This window comes from Methanocaldococcus lauensis, from assembly GCF_902827225.1.
GTDB classification, from domain to species: domain Archaea; phylum AGJL01; class Methanococci; order Methanococcales; family Methanocaldococcaceae; genus Methanocaldococcus; species Methanocaldococcus lauensis.
This window is the reverse complement of the sequence record NZ_LR792632.1, coordinates 21390-44506: the sequence shown is the minus strand read 5'-3', so window position 1 is coordinate 44506 and position 23117 is coordinate 21390. Positions and strand designations below refer to the sequence as shown.

Genomic DNA, 23117 nt, shown 5'->3' with positions numbered 1-23117 from the left:
ATAAAAAAGTTTATTCTATATTTTCAGCATCGTCAGAAATTTCTGAGACATATTTATCTAATATAACATCATCCTTATATGCTAATAGTACATTTTCAGCGATGAATCCCAATCTGTAATTTAAAACATTCATATAATCTCTAAATTCATTGAGTTCTTTGATTATGGATTCAAATGGAACCTCTTCTAAGTTTACTATTATAACATCATACTCGGGAATATTATCCTTAATCTTTTCGAAGTCTAAGGGATGTTTAATTCTAACAACATACAATTTAGGTAAAATTTTTTCAATTTTTACGACTTCCTTAACTTCAACCTCTTTTATGTTTTCTGTTTCTACATTTTGTAGTTCTTCTTTTTTTTCTTCTTCTAATATATAAGCTGGTTTTTCTTCTCCAATGACGATATATTCTTCCTCTTCAGGAACTTCAATGGGTGTAGGAAGGTCTTTATTTCCTCTAATTTTTTTTATGATTTTTTTTATAACCATAACACAACCCTCGTTAAATTTTAAAGTAAATATTTAATAAAAACTAAGTTAAATATTTAACCATAATTGTATTTAGTAATATTTAGTAATTATTATTTATTTAACTTTTATTATTTGATAAGTTTATTTAATGCATCTTCTACGGCTAAAGATAAAGGCTCATACACCATAGAAACTGGTGGAGCATAGCAGAATTCCATATTAGCAAGTTCTTCAGCTGTAACTTTTTTAAATATTGCAATTGACATTGCGTCAATTCTTTCAGCGACTCTTTCTCCTCCAACAATTTGACATCCAACAACTCTACAATCTTCATTAAATATCATCTTAATATCTATTCTCTTTCCTCCTGGATAGTATCTTGCTCTTGTTAATGCTGTTGCTTTACCAATAATTATAGGTATTCTTTTTAAATTGGCAGAAAATGCTGTTAATCCAGTTCCACCAATTTCTAAATCTCCAATTTTACTAACTGCTGAATTTAAAACTGGGTAAAATTTTGCTTCAATTCCTGCAATGTTTTTACCAGCAACAACTCCCTGCCTTACAGCAGTTGATCCAAATGGAGATAATGTTTTCTCCCCAGTTATGAAATCAGTTACTTCAACACAGTCTCCAACTGCATATATATTTGGAATTGATGTTTGCATTTTTTCACTGACTTCTATAGCATATTTACCTATTTTACATCCTGCCTTTTTTGCCAATTCTATATTTGGTCTTACACCAGTAGCCATTATTACCATATCAACATCATATAATTTATTATCAACACAAACTGCTTCAACTCTATCTTTTCCTACAATTTTTTCCAAAGGTTTTGACAATATAATTTTAATTCCTTCTTTTTCCAAATATTTTTGGACGATTTCAGCCATGTCTGGATCTAAAAATCTTGGTAAAACCTGAGGAGCCATTTCAATAACTAAAACTTCTAAACCTCTTTTCTTTAAACCATAAGCCATTTCTAAACCTATAGCTCCAGCTCCTACAACAGCAACTTTTCTGCAATTATTTTCTTCAATATATTTTAATATATTTCTTCCATCCTCAATAGTTCTAACCTTAAATACTCCCTCTAAATCTTTCCCTTCAATTGGTGGAATAAATGGAACTGCCCCAGTAGCTAAAACTAAATAATCATAATCTATTTCAAATTTATTTCCTTCTTTATCTATGCACATTATTTTATTTTCCTTTGAATTTACATCTATAACAGTGGTTTCAGTTAATATTTCAATGTTTCTTTCTTTTTTGTAATATTCCGGTGTGTGCATAACTATATCGTCAAAACTCTTTATAACTCCTTCAATTACATAAGGAATAGCACAAGGAGAATAGGCAATCTCTTTCTCTTTGGTTACTACAACTATCTCAATATCTTTATCGTATTTTCTAATTGTTGATGCCGTTGTTAAACCTCCTGCTCCACTCCCTACAATTACTGCCCTCATCTCTTCACCATTATAATTTATTTTTTAATTCATCAATACTTTTTGCCACACAAAATTCGCACAATGAATATTCATTAAGTTGTTTATTTTTAACAGGACAATAATAGATATTACCTTTTTTAACAATTTTTACGTTTCCAGGGAATGTTAAATATATTGGATGCAAGGGTTTTTTTGCAATGAAAGTTAAATAAGGACATAATATTTTAGAAAGATTTATAAATGTTTCCTCATCCTCAGTATTATACTTTTTAAAACTTTCAATCCTTTTAAGCATTTCATTTAATTTTTCTTCATCAATTTCTTCATCTTTAATTTCTTTAGATTTTTTTCTTTTAATTTCATTAAATGTTTCAATTAGATATTTCATCATTGATTCAACATAATGATTTTTATACTTATTTGGGAGATATTTAGCATCTTTTTCAATATAACACTTAATTTTCATTATGTCATATATACTAAACTTATCAAGTTCTTTTTTTAATTTTTCAAATAACTCCTTAGCTTTCATAGTTTCCCAATCTATATTTTAAAATGCTTTCTCTATCATAAAGCATAAGAATGTTACAATTATCGCCCCTATCACCATTTTTATTCCTGAAATTACAACATTTTCCTTGGAAATGTTTCCAATAAATACACCCAATATAAATAATAGACATATAGTTATTGCTACTGCTAAATATAAGGCAGTTTTTATATCAAATAAAAAAAATGGAATAATTGGTAGTGCAGATCCAACTGTTGTAGATATTCCATCAATAAGCCCACAGATCATAGTTTCTCTAATAGCCCTTTTGTAAATTATAGATTTTTTTAAATATCCACTATGCTTTAATAAGTTTTTTTCCTTTTGAATTCTGTCTCTCTCTAACGATGCCTTTTCCGCTGTGAATGCTCCTAAGATATTAGATAAACCATTAGCCACTCCTCCTCCAAGACCTGCGGCTATAATAACTGACGGATCTGAGGAACCACTGGCTCCAATAACTACTCCAAGAGCTGATAAAGTTCCATCTATAAGTCCTCTAACAATATATCTCGTTCCTGATTCTTTATTTAGTATTTCTAAAACTAACTTCAAACTACGCGGAATTTTCAACACATATCACCTTTTAAATATTTTATTATTTTAATATATCAATTAAATTTATTATTTAATTTATTTTTATTCTAATTTTAAAATGTCTCTTAAATCTTCGCCTCTTAAAATTCTTTCTTTTATTTTTTTCTCTTTTTCTTTTATATATTTTGCATTTTCAATAATCTCTTGGAGATTTTCTTTTTTTATAATTGCCACTCCATTGTTGTCTCCAACAGCAATATCTCCCGGATTAACTAAAACATCTCCACAAGTTATAGGAACATTTATCTTACCACAATTTAAAGGTTTTCCTGCACTTGGACAAAAGTTTTTTGCAAAAACTGGGAACTTTAATGATTTTATATCCTCTAAATCTCTAACACAACCATCTATAACTACTCCTTTAACTCCTTTAATTTTAGCATTTAAAGAGGCTAATCCTCCCCATACAGCAGTTTCATATTTTTTTTCTCCTACAACTTCAACAACTATAATTTTATCTTTAGCAAAACTTATTGATTTAATTAAAGTTCCCCAATCGTCATAATTTATCTTTACAGTTATTACCTCTCCAAAAATTAATTTTTGATTCTCTAAAATTGGTTTAATGTCTTTTAAAGGCATTGCCCCTGCATCACACAAGTTAGGTACTGAAAAATTTTTTAATATCTTCATACTATTCCCTTAATGTTTTATTTAGAGTAATTTTTCAGCGGCATATTTAGCCCAGTATGTAATAATAAAATCAGCCCCTGCTCTTTTTATACTTAACAGTATTTCATAAATAACTTTATCCTTATCTAACCATCCATTTTTAGATGCTGCTTCAACCATTGCATACTCTCCACTTACTGAATAACCACCAATAGGGACATTAAAGTTATTTTTAGCTAATCTTATAATATCTAAGTAAGATAATGCTGGTTTTATCAATATCATATCTGCCCCTTCCTCAATGTCTAATGCAATTTCTTTTAAAGCCTCTCTTGAATTACCAATATCCATCTGATAACTTCTCCTATCTCCAAACTTCGGAGCACTTTCTGCGGCTTCTCTAAATGGTCCATAAAATGAAGAGGCATACTTTGCAGAATAACTCATTATTAATACATCATCATATCCATTTTCTTCTAAACTTTCTCTTATTACTCTAACTCTTCCATCCATCATATCTGATGGGGCTACAATATCTACTCCAGATTCAGCATAAGATAAAGCTATCTTTGCTAAAATTGGTAGTGTGGCATCATTTAATATTTTGCCATTTTTAACAATTCCACAGTGTCCATGGGAAGTATATTCACATAGACAACAGTCAGCAATAACTAAAATCTCATCCCCTAACTCCTCTTTAATTCCCCTTATAGTTCGCTGAACTACTCCATTTTTATCGTAGGCAGAACTTGCAATTTCATCTTTATACTTTGGAATACCAAATAATATTATTGCTGGAATTCCTAAATCTGCAATATTTTTTGCTTCTTCTATTGCCCCTTCAACACTAAATCTATACTGGTTAGGCATAGAATTAATTTCTCTCTTTTCATTTCCTTTTAAATTTTCATCAACAAAAATAGGCATAATTAAATCGTTCTTTGTTAAAGTTGTTTCTCTAACCAAATCTCTAATTTTTTGATTTTTTCTCAATCTTCTTGGTCTTATTAACATTAATATTCACCATCTTCAACTACTTATAATAATTTAGTTATACTATATCTAACAAAAGTTTAAATAAACTTATGGGTTGGTTGTTATGAGAGTTTTATTAATGGGAGGAACTAAAGATAGCGTAGAAATTGGGAGAAAATTAAAAAATTTAGATAATTTATATATTTTATATACTTCAACAACAGATTATGGAGGAAAATTGGGAATAGAATTTGCTGATAAAATAATTGACAAACCTCTAAATAAAAATGATTTAAATAAAATAATAAAAGAATATAAAATAAACATTTTAATTGACGCTACGCATCCCTTTGCTGTAAATGCAAGTAAAAACGCTATGGATGTTTGTAAATCTAACAATATAGAGTATGTAAGATTTGAAAGAGAATGGAAAAAAATAGAGCATCCAAATGTTATTTATGTTAAAGATTTTGAAGAAGGGGCTAAATTAGCTAAAAAATTTAATAAAATCTTCCATATGGCAGGAATTAAAAACTTAAAAACTGTTGTTGATATAGTTGGAAAAGATAAAGTTGTTGCCAGAGTTTTACCAATTTCAGTGAATGAGGCTTTAAAAATTCTACCTCAGCAGAATATTGTAGCAATGTATGGAACATTTTCTAAAGAATTAAATAAATATTTAATAAGAGATTACGGATGTGATGCTATCATAACCAAAGATAGTGGAAGTAGTGGAGGATTTTATGAAAAAGTTTATGGTGCCTTAGAAGTAGGGGCTAAGGTTATAGTAGTTGAAAGACCTAAATTGAACTATCCAATATGTTTTAGTGATATAGATGAGCTTATTAATTATTTAAAAAAATAAAAAATAAATTATAAAGAGTTGATAAAATGGAAGATTATAAAGCATTTCTAAGAAAGTTTAGAGAAAAAAACCTAAAAAAAAGAAAAGTGAGAGATAAAAATAAACCTATTGCAGTGTGGATTCAAGATGACATTTATAGAGATTTTACAATTGGTAAATCATTAACTATAATTTTAAGAACAGAAGGATGTTTCTATGCAAAAGAAGGAGGATGTTTAATGTGTTCTTACTTAATGGACTCATCTCCTGAAAAAATAACATCTGAAAATATAATAAATCAATTTAATTATGCAATTGAGAAATATAAAGAAAAGTTAAAGGATTTAAAAGATTTCAGCGTTAAAATATTCACTTCTGGAAGTTTTTTAGATGATAGAGAAGTTCATAGGGAGGCGAGAGAGTATATATTTAAAAAACTTAGTGAATTTGAAAATTTAAAAGAAGTAGCTATAGAATCAAGACCAGAATTTATAACTGAAGAAAAATTAAATGAAATTAGGAAATATTTAAATATTAATGTGGAAATAGGAGTAGGAATTGAAAGTCTTAACGAAGAAATTAGAAATTATGCAATAAACAAAGGAATAACTAATGAACAAATTATTAAAGTTATAGAATTAGCAAAAAATTATGATATTGGAATAAAAGCCTATTTATTAATAAAGCCTCCTTTTATAACTGAAAAAGATGCAATAAAAGATGCTATACAATCAGCAAACGAATGTATAAAGTTGGGCTGTTCAAGAATATCATTCTGTCCTACTACAATTCATAAAGGAAGTTTAATAGAATACTTCTGGAATAAAAATCAATATAGACCACCATTTTTATGGAGTATTATTGAAATATTAAAAAATATAAAAAAAGAAAATAAAAATGCATTAATTATGTGTGATACTTCAGGAGTTGGTAGTGAGAGAGGGGCACACAATATATATGGATGTAAGTGTAATAAAATAATTAAAGAAAGATTAGAAAGATTCACTTTAACGCAAGATATAGATGTTTTAAATGTAGAATGCGAATGTAAAAAGTTGTGGGAGGCATATTTGGAAGTTGAGAGTAAAAATATAGTTCCGTTAGGAGATGAGAGAAAAATTTTTAGTTTAAATTAATATATTTATTCAGGAATATATCCTCCTGGAACCATAACACTTAATTTAACTTGTTTAACTCCTTTTAAGGCTGTTAATTTATCTGTTAATTCTCTAATTCTTTTAGCATCTCCTCTAACTAATATAGACTCCAAACAGTGGTCATGGTCTAAGTGTAAATGCAAAGTGGCAACGATAATATCGGTATATTCATGTTGAATCTCAGTAATTTTTTCCATAACATCAGACTCATGGTGATTATAAATTACGCTAATACTCCCCGCTCTTTCTCCCTCTAGACTGTGTATCCACTTGTGTTTTATTATATAATCTCTAATAGCATCCCTAATAGCTTCACTTCTACTTGCATATCCTCTCTCAGCAATTATTTCATCAAATTCTTGTAAGAGTTTTGTTGGGAGAGATATACTTATTCTATCCATCTCAGTCATAATCCCCCTCATAAAATTTTTAAGTAATAATTATTACTATTTAATAACTAATATATAAGATTAACTATGACAATAATACTAAGGGATTATTAATAAACGATTTCAAAAAATACATATAGAGAGTTAAACTTAAATTTTAGAAATTTTTAAGTAATAATTATGGTGAAAAAATGACATTAATAATATGTTATTATGGAAATAACGGGGCTGTTATTGGAGGCGATCGAAGACAAATATTTTTTAGGGGCAATGAACAAAATAGAAAATTATTAGAAGAAAAATTATACAATGGAGAAATAAAATCAGAAGAAGATCTATATAAGTTGGCTGAAAAACTTAATATAAAAATTATAATTGAAGATAATAGAGAAAAAGTTAGAAAATTATCTGATTCAGTTGTTGTCGGAGAAGTTAGAAGTTTGGGAATAGAGGCAAAAAGAAGGAGAGTTTATGCTACTAAAGGAAAATGTGCAATTTTAGAAATTTTAAATGATGAAGTTACAAATCAAATAATAAAAGAAGGCTTTGGAATTGTCGTTTTTGGAAATAAATTTTTAAAAAAGAAAGTTGAGGAAGAACTAAAAAAAACTGCTAAACTTTTCCCAATGATGCCATTAGAAAGTATTGAAGAAACTATAAAAAATATTTTTGAAAAATTTAAGTGGAATCCCACACTAAGTAAAGAGTATGATATATATAGTGTAAATAAATATGAAGAAAATTTTGAGGAAATTATTAAGAAGGACATAGAAGAATTATTTAAATATAGAGACCAATTAAGACAACAGTTAATTGACTTTGGAAAGGTTATGACTATAGTTAATAGAATTGTAAAAAATGGAGAAATCGGATGTATTAAAGATGGAAAACTACATCTTTATGATGATTATATAGCCATAAACAAAATAGATCCTAACCCAAATGTATTTAAAGTAATAGAAGTCGAAGGAGATTTTAAAGATGGTGACATAGTAGTGATAGAAAACGGAGATATGAGAATAAAAGGAACTGATAAAAAAGTAATGACAAATTATATAATTTGTTACAAATTTTGAATAACCACATGACTAATGATTAAAGTTATATACTAATTATTACATTAGTAAATTAAAGTGGTATATATTTTTGTAACTTTTTAAATTATAGAGCTTAGTAAAAGGTGACATTAATGGCAATAGCTATTGCAATAGCTTCTGGAAAGGGTGGAACTGGAAAAACTACAATTGCGGCTAATCTTGCTGTGGCTATGGCAAAATTTGGAAAAAAAGTCGCTGTTTTAGATGCAGATATAGCAATGGCAAACTTAGAATTAATTATGGGTTTGGAAGGAAAGCCAATTACATTAAACGATGTTTTGGCAGGTAAGGCACATATTAAAGACGCTATTTATGAAGGTCCTGAAGGAGTTTTAGTTATTCCAGCAGGTATATCCTTAGAAAAGTTTAGGAGAGCTAATCCAGAAAAATTAGAAGAAGTTTTAAAGACTATACATGATTTAGTTGACATATTGATTATTGACTGTCCAGCGGGTATTGGAAAAGAGACATTAATTGCTATATCATCAGCAGATGGTTTAATAGTTGTAGTAAACCCTGAAATATCTTCAATATCTGATGCTTTGAAGATTATAGCAATCACAAGAAGATTAGGAACAGATATTATAGGAGCTATTGTTAACAGAGTTTCTAATGAGAGTACTGAGTTGAGTGTTAAGGCAATAGAAACTATTTTAGAAGTTCCTGTTATTGGCGTTGTTCCAGAAGATCCACATGTTAGAAAAGCGGCGGCGTTTGGAACTCCTTTAGTTATATTATATCCTGACTCTCCAGCAGCTCAGGCAATTATGGAAATTGCCGCAAAATTAATTGGAGTTAAGTATGAAGCAAAAATTAAGCAGAAAAAAGAAACCTTTATCTCAAGGTTCCTTAAAGGATTGTTTGGGGGGAGATAATAATGGATCTGACGATATTATATGTTATCGTATTTATTAGCTTACTTTTAAACATAATATTGGGTATTAAAGTAATACAACTACAGAAAGAATTAGAAAATGTTAAAAGAGCTACAAGATTAACAAAAGAGGAGGTTGAGAAACTAAACGAGAGGTTGAGAAAATTAAAAATTGAGGGATAAATATGAAAAAAATAATTTTTGCTTTCTTCTTCTTAATCTTTTTAATTTCAGAGATTAGTTATGCTCTAAATACTCCAGAAATTAGTATTGTTCCAGAAAAATGTTTAATTAATGACTCAGTATATGTTATATTTCAGTGGAGAACTCCATATCCTATAGAGGATTTTAATGTTACAGTCTATTCCGATGCTATAACGTTTAAAAATTCAACCTTACACTATGCAGGAGTTGCTGAAGATGTTAAAATATTTTATATTTTTAAGGGTAAAGCAATTAAACCAGGTAATCATACTATAATAGTTAAAATGCAATATTTTGGTGAGGGGATTTATATAAAGAGAACATTTTTGAAAAAAATATCGATATTATCTTTAATAAACAACAATATAAATTTATCTACGACTACTGAATCAAAAACAAATATAACTGTTATTAGTAATGCTACAATTAATAATGTTATTTCAAACAACGTATCTAATAATATATCTAATTTGGGTAATGTTAGTTTGAATACATTAAATGAAACTAAAGAAGTAATTAATATAAATATATCTAATAAAAATCAGATGGAAAATAATAGCAAAAATACTTCAAATGTCCTAAAAAATAATAATAGTAATACTAATAATATAGAATATCAACAACAACAGCAGAATGATAATATATTACTCTATGGAATTTTAGGTTTAATATTAGGAGTATTATTTGGATTCTTTGTAATATATATAATTAAATTGTAAATCTTCATTACTACATTTACTACTATTTTCTCTTTTAAAATTTTAAATATAGTGATAAATTATGATTGCAGTAATTCCTGCTTATAATGAAGAGAAAAATATTTTAAAAGTCTTAAAAGATTTAGAAAAGTTGAAAATAGATGCTATAGTAGTTGATGACGGTTCTATAGATAATACTTCAAAAGTTGTTGAGGATTTTGCTAAGAATTGTAATATTAAAGTTTATTTGATAAGAAATGAAAAAAATTTAGGTAAGGCAAAGGCTATAGAAGTTGGAACAAAATTTGCTTTATCTTTAAATAAATATAGATATATTATATATGTTGATGGGGACTATCAGCATAAACCTATGGATATTCCAAAGCTATTAAATAAATTAAAAAAATATAATGCAGATGCTGTTTTTGGGGTTAGAAAATATAAGCATATCCCTTTCCATAGAAGAATCTCTAATTTTTTTGCATCAATTTTAACTTCATTGGCAGTTTTTATATATGCAAAAAGAATCTATTTTTTTAGGGATGTTCAATGTGGATTTAGAATTATAAAGGCAGAGTTATTAAAGGATATTCACTTTGGAGAGGGTTATGCTGTTGAACACTTTATAGCCTTACAGTTGGCAAAAAAAAGGGCTAAAATTGTTGAAGAGTATGTAAATGTTGAATATCACGATGAAGCAGTTTCATATATAACAATGAGAAAAATCTTAGAAGTCGCTGAGAAGGTTATAAGATTTATTTTTTAAGTAACAGTAAGGTTTAAATATTATGTTAAAAATATAAGGTCAAGCATAACATAATATTAAGATAAAACTCTTTTGAAATTAAAAGTAAATAAGTAATATTTATTTATATAGCAAATTTATTCTATTGAATAATGATTAAAAAAACAGGTGATGATAATGGCTACATTAAGACCAAATAGATGCTACAGAGATGTAGATAAGCCACCATACACAAGAAAAGAGTATGTTAAAGGGGTTCCACAACCAAAAGTAGTTCATTACATAATGGGTAATTTATCTGCAGATTTTCCAGTTAAAGTTAATTTAGTATCTACAAAACCTATTCAAATAAGACACAATGCTTTAGAGGCTGCGAGAGTTGCGGCAAACAAATATTTAACAAAGAAATGTGGAAGATTAGGATACAAATTCCAGATTAGAGTCTATCCACACCAAATTTTAAGAGAACACAAGATGGCTACAGGAGCTGGGGCAGATAGAATTTCAGACGGTATGAGATTGGCATTTGGAAAGCCAATTGGAACAGCTGCAAGAGTTAAAGAAGGACAACCAGTAATGACTGTCTGGGTTAATCCTGATAAATTCCAAGATGCTAAGGAAGCATTAAGAAGAGCGGCAATGAAATTACCAATGCCTTGTAAAATCGTTGTTGAGCAAGGAAAAGAGTTGCTCAAATTTTAAATTAACTATTTTTTATTATATTTTGAATCAATATATTTAAATTTATAGAAATAAAAAGTTTATATAATTCTTTAATTATAGAAATAATTTATATAACATTAAAAAGGGGATAGAAAATGAAATTTATCGCATGGTTAGATGAACTTTCAAATAAAGATGTTGATATAGCAGGAGGAAAAGGGGCTTCATTAGGAGAAATGTGGAACGCTGGTTTACCAGTACCTCCAGCATTCGTAGTTACTGCTGATGCTTACAGATACTTTATAAAAGAAACTGGTTTAATTGACAAAATAAAAGAGATTTTAAAAAATTTAGATATCAACGATACAGATAAGTTAAATGAAGCTTCAGAAAAAATTAGGAAGATGTTTGAAGAGGTAGAAATGCCAGATGATTTAAAACTTGCTATAATTGAAGCATACAACAAATTGTCAGAGATTTGTAATGAAGAAGATGTAACTGTTGCTGTGAGAAGTTCAGCAACTGCAGAAGATTTGCCAGATGCAAGTTTTGCAGGACAGCAAGACACTTATTTGAATATAAAAGGAGCAGAGAATGTAGTTAAATATGTTCAAAAGTGTTTTTCATCATTATTTACACCAAGAGCTATTTTTTATAGAGAACAGAAAGGATTTGATCACTTTAAAGTAGCGTTAGCTGTTGTTGTCCAAAAATTAGTCAATTCTGAAAAGGCAGGAGTTATGTTTACCGTTAATCCAATAACAGAAAACTACGATGAGTTAGTTATAGAGGCAGCTTGGGGTTTAGGGGAAGGAGTTGTAAGTGGTTCTGTTTCTCCAGACACATACATAGTCAATAAGAAAACTTTGGAGATTATTGATAAATACATAGCAAGAAAGGAAATAATGTTTGTTAAGGATGAAAAAGGAGAAACAAAAATAGTTGATGTTCCTGAGGATATGAAAGAAAAGCAGGTTTTAACAGATGATGAAATAAAAGAACTCGCTAAAATTGGTATAAATATTGAGAATCATTATAAAAAGCCAATGGATGTTGAATGGGCTTATGAAAAAGGCAAATTCTATATGGTTCAGGCAAGACCAATAACTACATTGAAGAAAGGTAAAAAAGAAAAAAAGACTGTTTCAGAAGAGGATATTGAAAGTAAAATATTGTTGAAGGGTATTGGTGCCTCCCCAGGAATTGCTACGGGACCAGTTAAGATAATTATGGATGTAAAAGAGATAGATAAAGTTAAAGAAGGAGACATATTAGTGACAAAAATGACTACACCAGATATGGTTCCAGCAATGAAAAAGGCTGCAGCAATAATAACAGATGAGGGTGGATTGACCTGTATAGAGGGAGATGCAAAAATACTTACAGACAGAGGCTTTATGAAAATAAAAGATATCTATAAATTAGTTAAAAAAGGAGAAAAATTAAAAGTGTTGGGATTAAATTCCAAAACATTAAAAACTGAATGGAAGGAGGTTATTGACGCACAGGTAAGGACTGCTGTTAGGTATGAAGTTGGAGTATATAGAAAGAACAAGAAAACAACAGATACTATAAAGATAACACCAGACCATAAGTTTCCAATATTTAAAGATGGAGGATTGCAAAAAATACCATTGGAGGATGTAATAAATAACAACTACTCAGTGTTAAGCATTGACTATATTCCAATGATTGAGGAGAAATATGAAACTCTATCTGATATAATGTATTTGTGTGGAGCAATTTTATCAGATGGTCACATAGTAAGGAAAAAAGATGGAAGACCTTTCAGAGTGAGATTTACTCAGAAAAATACAGAAGAAAAAAGAGAGTTTATAAATAAAGTTTTAGAGGATATTAAACATATAAATGGAGAATTTAGACCATTTTCAAATGTAAGAAATGGAGTTGTAGAATATCAAACAAGTAAAAAACAGCCATCAGAAATATTGGGGCATGTTGAAGATAACATTAATACAATTCCATTATATGCAACAGAAAGTGAGTTAATAGATTTCTTAGCAGGTTATGTTGATGGTGATGGTTGTATAAGCAGAAGTAGATTAGAGATATATGAAAATGTAGAACATAAAAAGAAAATTGAAGGAATTATTTTAGCGTTGTATAGAATTGGAGCAATACCAAGAATGAGAGTCAAAAAAGATACAAAAACCGCAGTTATATCAATAAAGAACAACATTGAAAAAATACTATCAAAAACTAAAAGAATTTCAATTGAAAAATTGAATGAATTTGATTCTAAGATAAAAGTTGATGCAAAATTAATTGACATTGCTCAGATGCTTCCAGAGTGTAAAGAATATGATTACAGAGGATATTTATTCAAGTATTTCAAAAATAAATCATTCATTGGAGTTAATAAATTATATACCTACTTAAAAGAGTGTAAAAAAGTAGATACTGGCTTAAAATCTCTATTGAAAAAAGTAGAATTAATAAAAGATTCTGATATACATAGCATAAGATTAACAAAAATTAACGAAGATTATGGTGAGGTATATAACATTACTGTAAAGGCAAACAATGACTTTGACCACAACTATGTAGTTTGGACTAAAAATTACACTCCAATAGTAGTATTTAATTGCCACGCGGCTATAGTTTCAAGAGAGTTAGGAACTCCATGCGTTGTTGGAACAAAGAAGGCAACAGAGATTCTAAAAGATGGTATGATAGTTACAGTTGATGGAGAAAAAGGAATTGTTTATGAAGGGGAGATTAAAAAAGTAGAAGAGGAGAAAAAATCAGAAGTTACTACAACAATAGTTCAACAAGTTCCAATTATTACAGCCACAGAGGTTAAAGTTAATGTTAGTATGCCTGAGGTTGCCGAGAGAGCGGCGGCAACAGGAGCAGATGGAGTTGGTTTATTAAGAGCAGAGCATATGATTTTAGGTTTAGGTAAGCATCCAAGAAAGATTTTAGAAGAAGAAGGAGAGGAGGCTTTAATTGAAGCATTAATGGAAGGAATTAGAAAGGTAGCAGATGCATTCTATCCAAGACCTGTAACTTATAGAACATTAGATGCTCCAACAGATGAATTTAGGGGATTAGAAGGAGGAGAAAACGAGCCTATTGAACATAATCCTATGTTAGGTTGGAGAGGAATTAGAAGAGGTTTAGATGAAGTTGATATCTTAAAATGTGAGTTAAAGGCTATTAAGAGATTGAGAGAGGAAGGTTATAAGAATATAGAAATCATGATTCCATTAGTTACTCATCCTGATGAAGTTAAAAAAGTTAAAGAAATTGCAAGAGATGTTGGTTTAGAATTAGGAAAAGATATTCCATTTGGAATTATGGTTGAAACTCCAGCTGCAGCTTTAATCATTGAGGACTTTATAAAAGAGGGAATTAACTTTGTAAGTTTAGGAACTAATGATTTAACACAATACACAATAGCAATAGATAGAAACAACGAGTTAGTTTCAAAATACTATAAAGAAGATCATCCTGCTGTATTAAAATTGGTGGAGTATGTTATAAAAACTTGTAAGAAACATGGAATAAAAACATCAATATGTGGGCAAGCTGGTAGTAGACCTCACATAGTTGAGAAATTAGTAGAGTGGGGAATTGACAGTGTATCGGCAAATATTGACGCTGTAGAAACAATAAGAAGAGTAGTAGCAAGAACTGAGCAGAAAGTAATATTGAACTTTATTAGAAAATCTTACTTAGAAAAAGAGTAAATTTAATGATTCCTCTTTTATTTTTTATTTTAGTTATTTTATATTAATTTACTTTATTATCTATTTTTGGTGATATGTTGAGAGGGTTTATAATTGGGAGATTTCAACCATTTCATAAAGGGCATTTAGAGGTTATCAAAAAAATATCTAAAGAGGTTGATGAAATAATAATTGGAATAGGTAGTGCTCAAAAAAGCCATACCTTAGAAAATCCATTTACTGCTGGTGAAAGAATTCTTATGATTACTCAAACTCTTAAAAATTATGATATAACCTATTATCCTATTCCAATAAAAGACATTGAATTTAATTCAATTTGGGTTTCTTATGTTGAATCTTTAACTCCTCCTTTTAATATTGTATATAGTGGAAATCCATTAGTTAGAGTTTTATTTGAAGAAAGAGGTTATATAGTAAAAAAGCCAGAGATGTTTAATAGAAAAGAATACTCTGGGACTGAGATTAGAAGAAGAATGTTAAATGGCGAGAAATGGGAGCACTTAGTCCCTAAGGCTGTTGTTGAAGTAATTAAAGAGATTAATGGAGTTGAAAGATTAAAAAAATTATCTCAAACTGATAAAATATAAAATGAGGTTAATATTATGATTGAAGAATTTATTGACATTAAAAATCCTGAAGAAATCTTTGATTACTTTGAGAATATTGATTATGGAGAGTATGTTGAAATATACTTTGGTAGAGTTCATGTTGAGGGAAAATTATTACACTATGATGAAGGATTTTTAAGGATACTCAATAAAAAATTTGGGATTATTGAGTTAGACCTCGAAAGTATATTAGAAGACATTTTAGAGGTAGTACATACTACACAAAATAAAAGGGTAGTTTTAAGATTCTACTAATTATTAATATTCTAATGATTATTATTACTACATTTTTGAATAAATATATGTTTTGCTAAGATTGGAGTTATTATAGATGTGATTATAGAGAGAGTTACGATTGTTACGAATATACTGTTATCTATTAAACCAAACTCTTTTCCAATTGATGCCGCAACTAATGAGGCTGAAATTTTTGGAATTGTTAATAAACTTCCAAAGATACTTCTTAGTTTATCAAATTTTAGTAATTTTAACGCAAATAAACCTGAAATAAATTTTAAAGATATTGCTGAAATTAATGTAATTAACAATAGTTCCAAATTGCTTAAATTAAAAACTACTTTAAGATTAGTTTCCATTCCCAAAACTAAAAAGAATATTGGAATAAAAAATCCATAACCAATTGCATTTAAATTTTTATTTAATAGTTCGTCGTGTTCTTCTTTAGTTAATGCCTCACTAACAGCAACTCCACATATAAAAGCTCCAACTATTGGATGAATTCCAAGGATTTCTCCAATTATTATTGCTATAAATATAATAAATAAAATATAATGAATCCTCTGTGCGTGAAGTTTTTCAAATAATTTAAGAATATACTTAGATACATAAGGAATTGCCAATAATAATACAACAATGTATAAAAATGCTTCTAATAGGAATATTCCTATATTGCTTTCTCCAACTCCTAACTTTATAACTACTGAAAGTAGCAATAAAGTTAATAAATCAACAACAATCGTAGCACTTAATATTATAGTACCTAATCTTGTTTTAACCATATTTAACTCGTTTAGAATTCCATAAACAATAGCTACAGAGTGTGAAGCAAAAATTACTGCATACAATAAACTTCCAATAAATCCAAGGTTCAAATATTCTCCAACCAAATATCCTCCAATTCCTGGAATTATTAAAGAAAATAATGCCAATAATAATGAATTTTTTAATTCCCCTCTTAAAGTTTCGTTATCTACTTCTAAGCCAGCTAAAAACATTAACATAATTGCTCCAAGCTCAGATAGAACTTTTAAAGTTTCATCTAATTGTAAAATTCCTAATCCATAGGGTCCAATAATCATTCCTGCAATCATTATAGAGGTTATAACTGGGATGTTAAATCTCTTTAATAAGTTTGGAACAATAAAAATTATCGACAGTATAATAAAAAATATGTAGTAATAGTTCTCCATTACCTCACCATTAAGGATTATAGTAATATAGTAATAGTAATTAGTTTAAATTAACTTAAATTTTAATTAAATTTAACATAGGTCTATGGTTTTTTATGTTTATTAATTTATCGTAGGTGATATTAATGATAGTCTTTGCTGGATTAGGATTGTATGATGAAAATGATATGACTCTAAAAACTTTAAAATTTGCTAAAAAGGTAGATAAAATTTATGCAGAATTTTACACATCTATTTTAACTGGCACAACTATAGAAAAAATAGAGGAAGTTTTAGGTAAAAAAATACATGTTTTAAGTAGAAAAGATGTTGAATATGAAGGCTATAAAATAATAGAGGAAGCAAAAGACAAAGATATAATGTTTTTAACCGCTGGAGACCCTATGGTCGCAACAACCCATATAGATTTGGCAATTGAGGCAAAAAAGAGAGGAATTGAAGTTTTAATTATAAATGCTCCATCAATTTATTCGGCAGTAGGAATCACTGGATTACAATTATATAAATTTGGCAAAACTACATCAATTGTCTTCCCAGAGGAAAATTATTTCCCAGAAACTCCATATAATGTAATAAAAGAAAACTTAGAGAGGGGATTACATACTCTTTGTTTATTAGATATAAGGATAGAAGAAAATGAAAAAAGATTTATGACTGCTAACGAAGGATTAAAAATTTTATTAGAATTGGAGAATAGAAAAAAAGAAAATGTATTGAGTGAAGAAACTAAGGTTGTAGTAGTTGCAAGATTGGGTAGTTTAAAACCAAAATTAGTTTACGGAAAAATAAAAGATTTAATTAATTATGATTTTGGAAAACCTTTACATTCAATAATAATTCCAGGAAAACTACATTTTATGGAAGAAGAGGCATTAAAATACCTATGTGAAAATATTTAATCTTTTTTAATTTTTATGTTGTTGAACTTTCGGCATCATTGTATAATTCATCTCCAATATCTACTTCCTCTTCAAAACCTTTACTATCTTTTAAGGTTTCTATTCTAAACATATATGATTTATACCAAATATCTTTTGGTTTTTTCTTAATTGGAGCTAACTTCCAGGCTCTTGTTTCTTCATCATAGCCCCAATTTACATAGTGATTGAAATTTCTAATTATATCAGTTATAACTACATTGAACTCATTTATTAATGTTCTTTGAATTTCTCTCCACTTGTCTAAGGAACTTTCTCTTCTTGTAATTCCAAAGTATCCTGCTCTTCTCTCTCCTTTTAATGCTGAAATTCCTCTACCAATAAATGTTTTTATTGCATATACAGTTTCAGGAGGGTCTGTAATAAATGTATCAAACGCTCTACTATACTTTTCTGGAAGTGGTTTTCTTAAATCTAATGTGATAACTTCAATATTTTTGTAGTTTAACTGTTCAGCAACTTCTTTTATGAAATTAATTAGTCTCTCATCAATATCTACAACTACGATTTTTCTTGGAAGATTTGAAAGCATTAAGGCAATACTTGTTAAATCATCGTCTCCTAAAACTAAAACATTTTTATTGAATAAATCACCTCTTGAATTCATTAAAGCGATTCTCGAAACTGTGCATTCAGGAGTAACGAAACCTTGGTCATATTCGTGTTTGGGCATAGGTCTATTTTTGACAATCTCTTTAAACTTTTCTAATAAATCTTTATAGTTCTTTAAAGAAACTCCTCTCCCTTCGCAACATTCACATATATCGTCCATCTTTTTACTAATTCCATACTCTTTTACAAACTCATAACCTTTTTCAGTTAATTTTATACTATCTTCTATTTTTAATAATCCCTCCTCTTCCAAAACTCTTATAATATCCGCTACTAATGGAAGGGGTTCTTCACTCAAATCAACAATTTTCCAAAAATCTTCTGATGTCAATATTGCTGATAAAACATTCTCTATAGATTTATCATATACTGGAATCTCTGATCTCTCTTTAACCTTCTCTAATATTCTATCCATTATTTCACCTCTCATAACCATAGAAGGGGCTCTGCCCCCTATTGATATACACCGCATAGAAGGAAGGCCCTCTATTGCTCCATAGGGGGTTTCACCCCCTATTGATATACCCCCGAATATTTGCCTTTTTTGTTTAATTATGAGTATACCAATAGGGCGAAGCCTTATGGAAATTAAAAATATACAAGCATATGGGGGAGTATACCAATAGAGGGGGTTTCACCCCCTCTATGGTTTTAAATACATTCTATAACATGCACCCTGTCCTATTCCTTCGTTGATAGAAACTTCTATCCAATTTATATTAGAAAAACCAAGATCTTTTAATTTTTTTGAAATTTCATTAGCAAAATATATTGCTAAATCCTCAGCAGTGGTGGAAGGAATAGGTAATAAAATCACATCTTCCACAGGGATAGAGTATTCTTTGTTCTTATATTTAAAATATAGGGTTGTGTCTCTCAACTCATAATAAACATCTTTATGATTTTTTGGAAGTATTAATTTATGATCTATACTATCACAAATCTCTTTTACAATTTTTTTAATTATTTTAAAGTCACAGACAAAGTTGAATTCTCCAAATCTTTCTCCATTAATTTTTACATCAACATAGTATGAATGCCCATGAATAACCCCACAAGTTGGATGTCCAAATACAATATGGGCAGATGAAAACCTTAAACCTGCGTGTAATCCATTTAGTTCTAAAAGCATAGTTTAGCACCTTTTTTTCTTTTTAAAATAATTTACTAACCCTCCTGCGTTCAGAATTTCCCATTCTAAACCTTTTGGAGCTTTACACTTTATGGTCTTGTTTTTATTAATTATTTTTATAACTTCTTTATCTAAGTCGATTTCTATTATATCTCCATCCTCAATTTCATCAGTATTTGCAATTATAGGAATTAGACCAATATTTATGGCATTTCTATAAAAAATTCTTGCGAAACTCTTTGCTATAACCGCTTTAATACCACAGTATTTTATTGCTATTACAGCTTGTTCCCTACTTGAACCACATCCAAAGTTTTCTCCTGCAACTATAACATCTCCTTCTTTAACTTTTTTTGGGAAATTTTCATCAATCCCTGCCATACAGTATTTTGCCAATTCGTAAGGGTCTGTAGTTCTCAAATATGGACCAGGAATAATAGCATCAGTATCTACATCATCCCCATATTTATGAACTCTACCTTTAATTATCATTTTATCACCAAAAAACCACAGTATTTTATTGGAATTTTATAGTGATTTTGATTTTAAAATATAATTTAAATTTTAGATTTTTAGATTTTAGGACTTTTTATTATAAAATTATTTAAAAAAGATAAAAATTTTAATATCCACTATTATTTATTATAAATTATTTATTATTACTAATTTCCATAATTTTCTTTTTCATTGGAGGAGTTAAAATTGGTTTTTCAGGGATTAAACCAGACGGTTTATAGTAAAGAATGAGAAGCATTAAAACTCCAAATAGTATATAAGATAACCAAACAGGCTCAAATGGAATATTTAAGGTATATTTTAAGTCATACTTATAAACATCTAATAATACTTTAACTATAACATAACATAAAACCCCCAAAGCTACTCCTTTATTATTTCCCTTTCCTCCCAATAAAACCATTAAGAATGGGAAAAACGTCCATTCAACCCTTGTAAATGCATTAGCAACTATATTTACTGTATATAAGGAATACAAAGCCCCAGCAATTGCACCAATTGCAGAACCAATTGCCATTGTTTTTATCCTCAACTTCATTATGTCTCTACCAAATGCCTTAACAGTGTCTTCATTTTCTCTCATTGCTTTCAATATTCTCCCAAATGGTGTATTTAGCAATCTTTCAAAGAATAAATAAACTAAGAAGGCAATAAATAATACTATTCCTGTAAATACCCAACCTCTATACTCCCCAGAGACAAACGCTAAAATATCTGGAGTGGAGATTCCATAATATCCACCAATTATATTTAAATCATAGGTACAAACTAAAAATACTGCCTCACTTATTGCCAATAAGGTAATCCCCAAATAGTCCTCTTTTAACTTAGCACTTGGTAGAATAAAGATGGCTCCAACAATAAATCCTAAAATTGAAGCTAATATTATAGATAATATTAAAATTCCTATCCCAACTAACGGATTTGAAGCAATTACATCATTTATCATAGATGTTGCGTAAGTAGAGCCTTCAATCAACCCTCCTCCAACACCAAAATAAAGCATTAACAACCTATCTAAAATTCCTCCAACTGCAATTGCCCCAACTAAAACAGATAAAGCTTTACCAAAGTTTGGGATTCCAGCGTAACCAAATTCCATATTTAAGGATAATGATACTATATAATAGATACCAAACCACAATAAGATTAATGATATAAGCTCAACAATCATTTTTTCACCTCAAAAAATTAAATTATGAAGTGGAAAGCATTTTTTTAACTTTCTTCCAATCAACCCCTGTAATTCCATAAGGCGTAACTAACAATGTTATTATCATTATAATTAGAGAGATAACCTTTCCATAAACTAAGAATCCAGTTCCAAATGCTGATGCCAAGTAATAGGTTATTAAACTCTCAGATACTCCAATTATATAACCTCCAATTAACGCCCCGCTTATATGTCTCAATCCTCCAACAATACTCGCTGCGAAGATTGAAATAATTATTAAACCTCCTGTAGCTGGAACAATTTCTTGCATGAAAGGTAAAAGTCCTCCAGCAATCCCAGCTAAAGCTCCAGATAGAATCCAAGAGAATAATCTTGTTTTTTCTACATCAATACCCACTGTTTGAGCAAGGGAAGGATTTTCCATTGATGCTCTTAAAGCAATACCAAACTTTGTTTTATACAACAGAAGATAAAGCCCAATTAATAGTAAAATAATAACAAATGTTGAAACGAACAAAATTCCTTTAAATCCAAATAAACTGAAGTCTAAGTTTGCAAAAACGAATTTTGCCTGAGTAGAGCCAACAATTGCACTTAATATTTCAGAATAAGCTCCAATAACCCCCAACAATATCAAATCAATTGCCAATGTAGCAATCATTAAAATCTCTACTGAAGCTCCTCTTTTTATCAATGGCTTTAAAGCTAAGTAAGTTACTAAACCAACAACTGCCCCAACAACAAATAATACTGGCAGAGAAAGATAAGGACTTATATCAAACAACTTCAACATGGTTAAAGCAACATAACTCCCAACTATTGCATAACTTCCTTGGGCAAAGTTTGGAACGTTTGTTGTTATATAAGTTAGAGTTAATCCTAAAGCCAATAAAACTAAAAGGTTGGAATAAATAATTGCTCCTTCTAAAATCATTATTTTCACCTTAAATTGCTGTTATTCCTAATGAATATTCTTTAAACTTCTCATGATTCAATAATTCTTCAGCAGTTCCTTCAAATGCTACTCTTCCACTAACAAACATGTATCCGTTATCACTAATCTCTAAAGCTCTCTTTGCATTCTGCTCAACTAACAAAATTGTTAATCCAAAGTTATCCCTCATCTCAATAATCTTTTCAAAAATCACTTCTGCAAGTTTTGGTGATAGTTGAGCTGTTGGCTCATCTAACATTAAAACTTCAGCATCTCTAACCAAAGCCATTCCCATAGCTAAAAATTGTCTTTGCCCTCCACTTAGTGTTCCTGCTTTTCTCTTTAAAATATCTTTAAGCTCTGGAAATACATTTAAAGCAATTTCTATCCTCTCTTTAACTTTATCTTTATTTAGCACATAGCCTGCAATCTTTAAGTTTTCTTCAACAGTTAAATTAGCAAATACGTTGTTTGTTTGTGGTAAATAAGCTATTTTCATCCTTGCTTTTTTGTGAGGAGGAACTTTTGCTATATCTTTATCTTTAAATATAATCTCTCCAGAATATATCTTTGTTAAACCAAACAAAGTTTTTAAAAATGTAGATTTTCCACTACCATTAGGTCCTACAACTGTTGTAATCTTCCCTTTTTCTATTTTTGCATTCACATCAAATAGTATCTGTAATTTTCCATATCCAGCATTTAGGTTTTTTACCTTTATCATAT

The 23117-nt window shown here is 29.1% G+C and carries 26 protein-coding genes; 12 read left to right on the top strand and 14 right to left on the bottom strand.

Translation table 11 applies throughout. The features are described from left to right. Positions 1-10: 10 nt before the first annotated feature. The 6 genes from KMP69_RS00245 to hemB form a co-directional block, all read right to left on the bottom strand. Complete coding sequence (locus KMP69_RS00245) at positions 11-493, bottom strand: hypothetical protein (RefSeq protein ID WP_214399986.1); 483 nt, start codon at positions 491-493, stop codon at positions 11-13. 110 nt (positions 494-603) lie between these two features. Next, a complete protein-coding gene (locus KMP69_RS00240) occupies positions 604-1947 on the bottom strand; it encodes an FAD-dependent oxidoreductase (protein ID WP_214399985.1) in 1344 nt (447 codons plus the stop codon). 10 nt (positions 1948-1957) lie between these two features. Then, on the bottom strand, positions 1958-2461 hold the full coding sequence (locus KMP69_RS00235; RefSeq protein ID WP_214399984.1) for a DUF2115 domain-containing protein: 504 nt from the start codon (positions 2459-2461) through the stop codon (positions 1958-1960). Positions 2462-2479: 18 nt separating this feature from the next. Further along, positions 2480-3055 (bottom strand): TIGR00267 family protein, encoded by a 576-nt coding sequence (locus tag KMP69_RS00230; RefSeq protein WP_214399983.1) that lies wholly within the window; start codon positions 3053-3055, stop codon positions 2480-2482. Between the two features lie 63 nt (positions 3056-3118). Next, complete coding sequence (locus tag KMP69_RS00225; RefSeq protein ID WP_214399982.1) at positions 3119-3709, bottom strand: RraA family protein; 591 nt, start codon at positions 3707-3709, stop codon at positions 3119-3121. Between the two features lie 21 nt (positions 3710-3730). Then, positions 3731-4702, bottom strand: a complete 972-nt coding sequence (gene hemB, locus KMP69_RS00220) for a porphobilinogen synthase (RefSeq protein WP_214399981.1) — start codon at positions 4700-4702, stop codon at positions 3731-3733. Positions 4703-4787: 85 nt separating this feature from the next. Between hemB and cobK the strand changes: the two genes are divergently transcribed. Both cobK and KMP69_RS00210 read left to right on the top strand, forming a co-directional pair. Then, positions 4788-5528, top strand: coding sequence for a precorrin-6A reductase (gene cobK, locus KMP69_RS00215; protein WP_214399980.1), 741 nt, complete (start codon positions 4788-4790; stop codon positions 5526-5528). Between the two features lie 26 nt (positions 5529-5554). Then, positions 5555-6643 carry an archaeosine biosynthesis radical SAM protein RaSEA gene (locus KMP69_RS00210; protein WP_214399979.1) on the top strand — a complete coding sequence of 363 codons (1089 nt, stop codon included), beginning with the start codon at positions 5555-5557 and terminating at the stop codon, positions 6641-6643. A gap of 5 nt (positions 6644-6648) precedes the next feature. Here the strand turns inward: KMP69_RS00210 and nikR are convergent, their stop codons facing one another. Beyond that, positions 6649-7074: a nickel-responsive transcriptional regulator NikR gene (gene nikR, locus KMP69_RS00205; protein WP_214399978.1), complete on the bottom strand. Its 426-nt coding sequence runs from the start codon at positions 7072-7074 to the stop codon at positions 6649-6651. Positions 7075-7244: 170 nt separating this feature from the next. Between nikR and KMP69_RS00200 the strand changes: the two genes are divergently transcribed. The 9 genes from KMP69_RS00200 to KMP69_RS00160 all read left to right on the top strand — a co-directional run bounded on the left by KMP69_RS00200 (position 7245) and on the right by KMP69_RS00160 (position 15910). Next, positions 7245-8129, top strand: a complete 885-nt coding sequence (locus tag KMP69_RS00200) for a DUF2121 family protein (protein ID WP_214399977.1) — start codon at positions 7245-7247, stop codon at positions 8127-8129. A gap of 113 nt (positions 8130-8242) precedes the next feature. After that, the gene (minD, locus tag KMP69_RS00195) at positions 8243-9025 is read left to right on the top strand and encodes a septum site-determining protein MinD (RefSeq protein ID WP_214399976.1); all 783 of its coding nucleotides are present in this window, start codon (positions 8243-8245) and stop codon (positions 9023-9025) included. Between the two features lie 2 nt (positions 9026-9027). After that, a complete protein-coding gene (locus KMP69_RS00190) occupies positions 9028-9207 on the top strand; it encodes a hypothetical protein (RefSeq protein WP_214399975.1) in 180 nt (59 codons plus the stop codon). Positions 9208-9209: 2 nt separating this feature from the next. Then, complete coding sequence (locus tag KMP69_RS00185) at positions 9210-9947, top strand: hypothetical protein (RefSeq protein WP_214399974.1); 738 nt, start codon at positions 9210-9212, stop codon at positions 9945-9947. A gap of 61 nt (positions 9948-10008) precedes the next feature. After that, positions 10009-10692, top strand: a complete 684-nt coding sequence (locus tag KMP69_RS00180) for a glycosyltransferase family 2 protein (RefSeq protein ID WP_214399973.1) — start codon at positions 10009-10011, stop codon at positions 10690-10692. A 156-nt stretch (positions 10693-10848) separates the two neighbouring features. Continuing rightward, on the top strand, positions 10849-11373 hold the full coding sequence (gene rplJ, locus KMP69_RS00175) for a 50S ribosomal protein L16 (RefSeq protein WP_214399972.1): 525 nt from the start codon (positions 10849-10851) through the stop codon (positions 11371-11373). A 116-nt stretch (positions 11374-11489) separates the two neighbouring features. Next, positions 11490-15047, top strand: a complete 3558-nt coding sequence (ppsA, locus tag KMP69_RS00170; protein ID WP_214399971.1) for an intein-containing phosphoenolpyruvate synthase — start codon at positions 11490-11492, stop codon at positions 15045-15047. Positions 15048-15124: 77 nt separating this feature from the next. Then, positions 15125-15634 (top strand): nicotinamide-nucleotide adenylyltransferase, encoded by a 510-nt coding sequence (locus tag KMP69_RS00165; RefSeq protein ID WP_214399970.1) that lies wholly within the window; start codon positions 15125-15127, stop codon positions 15632-15634. An 18-nt stretch (positions 15635-15652) separates the two neighbouring features. Further along, positions 15653-15910, top strand: coding sequence for a DUF2097 family protein (locus tag KMP69_RS00160; protein ID WP_214400700.1), 258 nt, complete (start codon positions 15653-15655; stop codon positions 15908-15910). Positions 15911-15921: 11 nt separating this feature from the next. Here the strand turns inward: KMP69_RS00160 and KMP69_RS00155 are convergent, their stop codons facing one another. Continuing rightward, complete coding sequence (locus KMP69_RS00155) at positions 15922-17085, bottom strand: cation:proton antiporter (protein WP_214399969.1); 1164 nt, start codon at positions 17083-17085, stop codon at positions 15922-15924. 125 nt (positions 17086-17210) lie between these two features. Here KMP69_RS00155 and dph5 point away from each other — a divergent pair, with 125 nt between their 5' ends. Further along, complete coding sequence (gene dph5, locus KMP69_RS00150; protein ID WP_214399968.1) at positions 17211-17984, top strand: diphthine synthase; 774 nt, start codon at positions 17211-17213, stop codon at positions 17982-17984. Between the two features lie 13 nt (positions 17985-17997). On the opposite strand, the gene KMP69_RS00145 is transcribed toward dph5, so the two are convergent. The 6 genes from KMP69_RS00145 to KMP69_RS00120 all read right to left on the bottom strand — a co-directional run bounded on the left by KMP69_RS00145 (position 17998) and on the right by KMP69_RS00120 (position 23115). Further along, positions 17998-19050: a bis-aminopropyl spermidine synthase family protein gene (locus KMP69_RS00145; RefSeq protein ID WP_214399967.1), complete on the bottom strand. Its 1053-nt coding sequence runs from the start codon at positions 19048-19050 to the stop codon at positions 17998-18000. 228 nt (positions 19051-19278) lie between these two features. Further along, the gene (locus KMP69_RS00140) at positions 19279-19767 is read right to left on the bottom strand and encodes a 6-carboxytetrahydropterin synthase (protein ID WP_214399966.1); all 489 of its coding nucleotides are present in this window, start codon (positions 19765-19767) and stop codon (positions 19279-19281) included. A 3-nt stretch (positions 19768-19770) separates the two neighbouring features. Further along, positions 19771-20259, bottom strand: a complete 489-nt coding sequence (gene hacB, locus KMP69_RS00135) for a homoaconitase small subunit (RefSeq protein WP_214399965.1) — start codon at positions 20257-20259, stop codon at positions 19771-19773. A 157-nt stretch (positions 20260-20416) separates the two neighbouring features. Continuing rightward, positions 20417-21457 (bottom strand): branched-chain amino acid ABC transporter permease, encoded by a 1041-nt coding sequence (locus KMP69_RS00130; protein WP_214399964.1) that lies wholly within the window; start codon positions 21455-21457, stop codon positions 20417-20419. 22 nt (positions 21458-21479) lie between these two features. Continuing rightward, the gene (locus tag KMP69_RS00125) at positions 21480-22391 is read right to left on the bottom strand and encodes a branched-chain amino acid ABC transporter permease (protein ID WP_214399963.1); all 912 of its coding nucleotides are present in this window, start codon (positions 22389-22391) and stop codon (positions 21480-21482) included. A 10-nt stretch (positions 22392-22401) separates the two neighbouring features. Continuing rightward, the gene (locus tag KMP69_RS00120) at positions 22402-23115 is read right to left on the bottom strand and encodes a branched-chain amino acid ABC transporter ATP-binding protein (RefSeq protein WP_394357599.1); all 714 of its coding nucleotides are present in this window, start codon (positions 23113-23115) and stop codon (positions 22402-22404) included. Positions 23116-23117: the final 2 nt, after the last annotated feature.

What these genes read in the sequence shown, in the direction of transcription:
- KMP69_RS00185 (WP_214399974.1), top strand. Translation starts at nt 9,210, where the DNA reads ATGAAAAAAATAATTTTTGCTTTCTTCTTCTTAATCTTTTTAATTTCA.
- cobK (WP_214399980.1), top strand. Translation starts at nt 4,788, where the DNA reads ATGAGAGTTTTATTAATGGGAGGAACTAAAGATAGCGTAGAAATTGGG.
- KMP69_RS00130 (WP_214399964.1), bottom strand. Translation starts at nt 21,457, where the DNA reads ATGATTGTTGAGCTTATATCATTAATCTTATTGTGGTTTGGTATCTAT.
- KMP69_RS00190 (WP_214399975.1), top strand. Translation starts at nt 9,028, where the DNA reads ATGGATCTGACGATATTATATGTTATCGTATTTATTAGCTTACTTTTA.
- KMP69_RS00125 (WP_214399963.1), bottom strand. Translation starts at nt 22,391, where the DNA reads ATGATTTTAGAAGGAGCAATTATTTATTCCAACCTTTTAGTTTTATTG.
- ppsA (WP_214399971.1), top strand. Translation starts at nt 11,490, where the DNA reads ATGAAATTTATCGCATGGTTAGATGAACTTTCAAATAAAGATGTTGAT.
- hemB (WP_214399981.1), bottom strand. Translation starts at nt 4,702, where the DNA reads ATGTTAATAAGACCAAGAAGATTGAGAAAAAATCAAAAAATTAGAGAT.
- KMP69_RS00145 (WP_214399967.1), bottom strand. Translation starts at nt 19,050, where the DNA reads ATGGATAGAATATTAGAGAAGGTTAAAGAGAGATCAGAGATTCCAGTA.
- rplJ (WP_214399972.1), top strand. Translation starts at nt 10,849, where the DNA reads ATGGCTACATTAAGACCAAATAGATGCTACAGAGATGTAGATAAGCCA.
- KMP69_RS00210 (WP_214399979.1), top strand. Translation starts at nt 5,555, where the DNA reads ATGGAAGATTATAAAGCATTTCTAAGAAAGTTTAGAGAAAAAAACCTA.
- dph5 (WP_214399968.1), top strand. Translation starts at nt 17,211, where the DNA reads ATGATAGTCTTTGCTGGATTAGGATTGTATGATGAAAATGATATGACT.
- KMP69_RS00120 (WP_394357599.1), bottom strand. Translation starts at nt 23,115, where the DNA reads ATGATAAAGGTAAAAAACCTAAATGCTGGATATGGAAAATTACAGATA.
- minD (WP_214399976.1), top strand. Translation starts at nt 8,243, where the DNA reads ATGGCAATAGCTATTGCAATAGCTTCTGGAAAGGGTGGAACTGGAAAA.
- KMP69_RS00235 (WP_214399984.1), bottom strand. Translation starts at nt 2,461, where the DNA reads ATGAAAGCTAAGGAGTTATTTGAAAAATTAAAAAAAGAACTTGATAAG.
- nikR (WP_214399978.1), bottom strand. Translation starts at nt 7,074, where the DNA reads ATGACTGAGATGGATAGAATAAGTATATCTCTCCCAACAAAACTCTTA.
- KMP69_RS00200 (WP_214399977.1), top strand. Translation starts at nt 7,245, where the DNA reads ATGACATTAATAATATGTTATTATGGAAATAACGGGGCTGTTATTGGA.
- KMP69_RS00245 (WP_214399986.1), bottom strand. Translation starts at nt 493, where the DNA reads ATGGTTATAAAAAAAATCATAAAAAAAATTAGAGGAAATAAAGACCTT.
- KMP69_RS00140 (WP_214399966.1), bottom strand. Translation starts at nt 19,767, where the DNA reads ATGCTTTTAGAACTAAATGGATTACACGCAGGTTTAAGGTTTTCATCT.
- KMP69_RS00180 (WP_214399973.1), top strand. Translation starts at nt 10,009, where the DNA reads ATGATTGCAGTAATTCCTGCTTATAATGAAGAGAAAAATATTTTAAAA.
- KMP69_RS00225 (WP_214399982.1), bottom strand. Translation starts at nt 3,709, where the DNA reads ATGAAGATATTAAAAAATTTTTCAGTACCTAACTTGTGTGATGCAGGG.
- hacB (WP_214399965.1), bottom strand. Translation starts at nt 20,259, where the DNA reads ATGATAATTAAAGGTAGAGTTCATAAATATGGGGATGATGTAGATACT.
- KMP69_RS00240 (WP_214399985.1), bottom strand. Translation starts at nt 1,947, where the DNA reads ATGAGGGCAGTAATTGTAGGGAGTGGAGCAGGAGGTTTAACAACGGCA.
- KMP69_RS00155 (WP_214399969.1), bottom strand. Translation starts at nt 17,085, where the DNA reads ATGGAGAACTATTACTACATATTTTTTATTATACTGTCGATAATTTTT.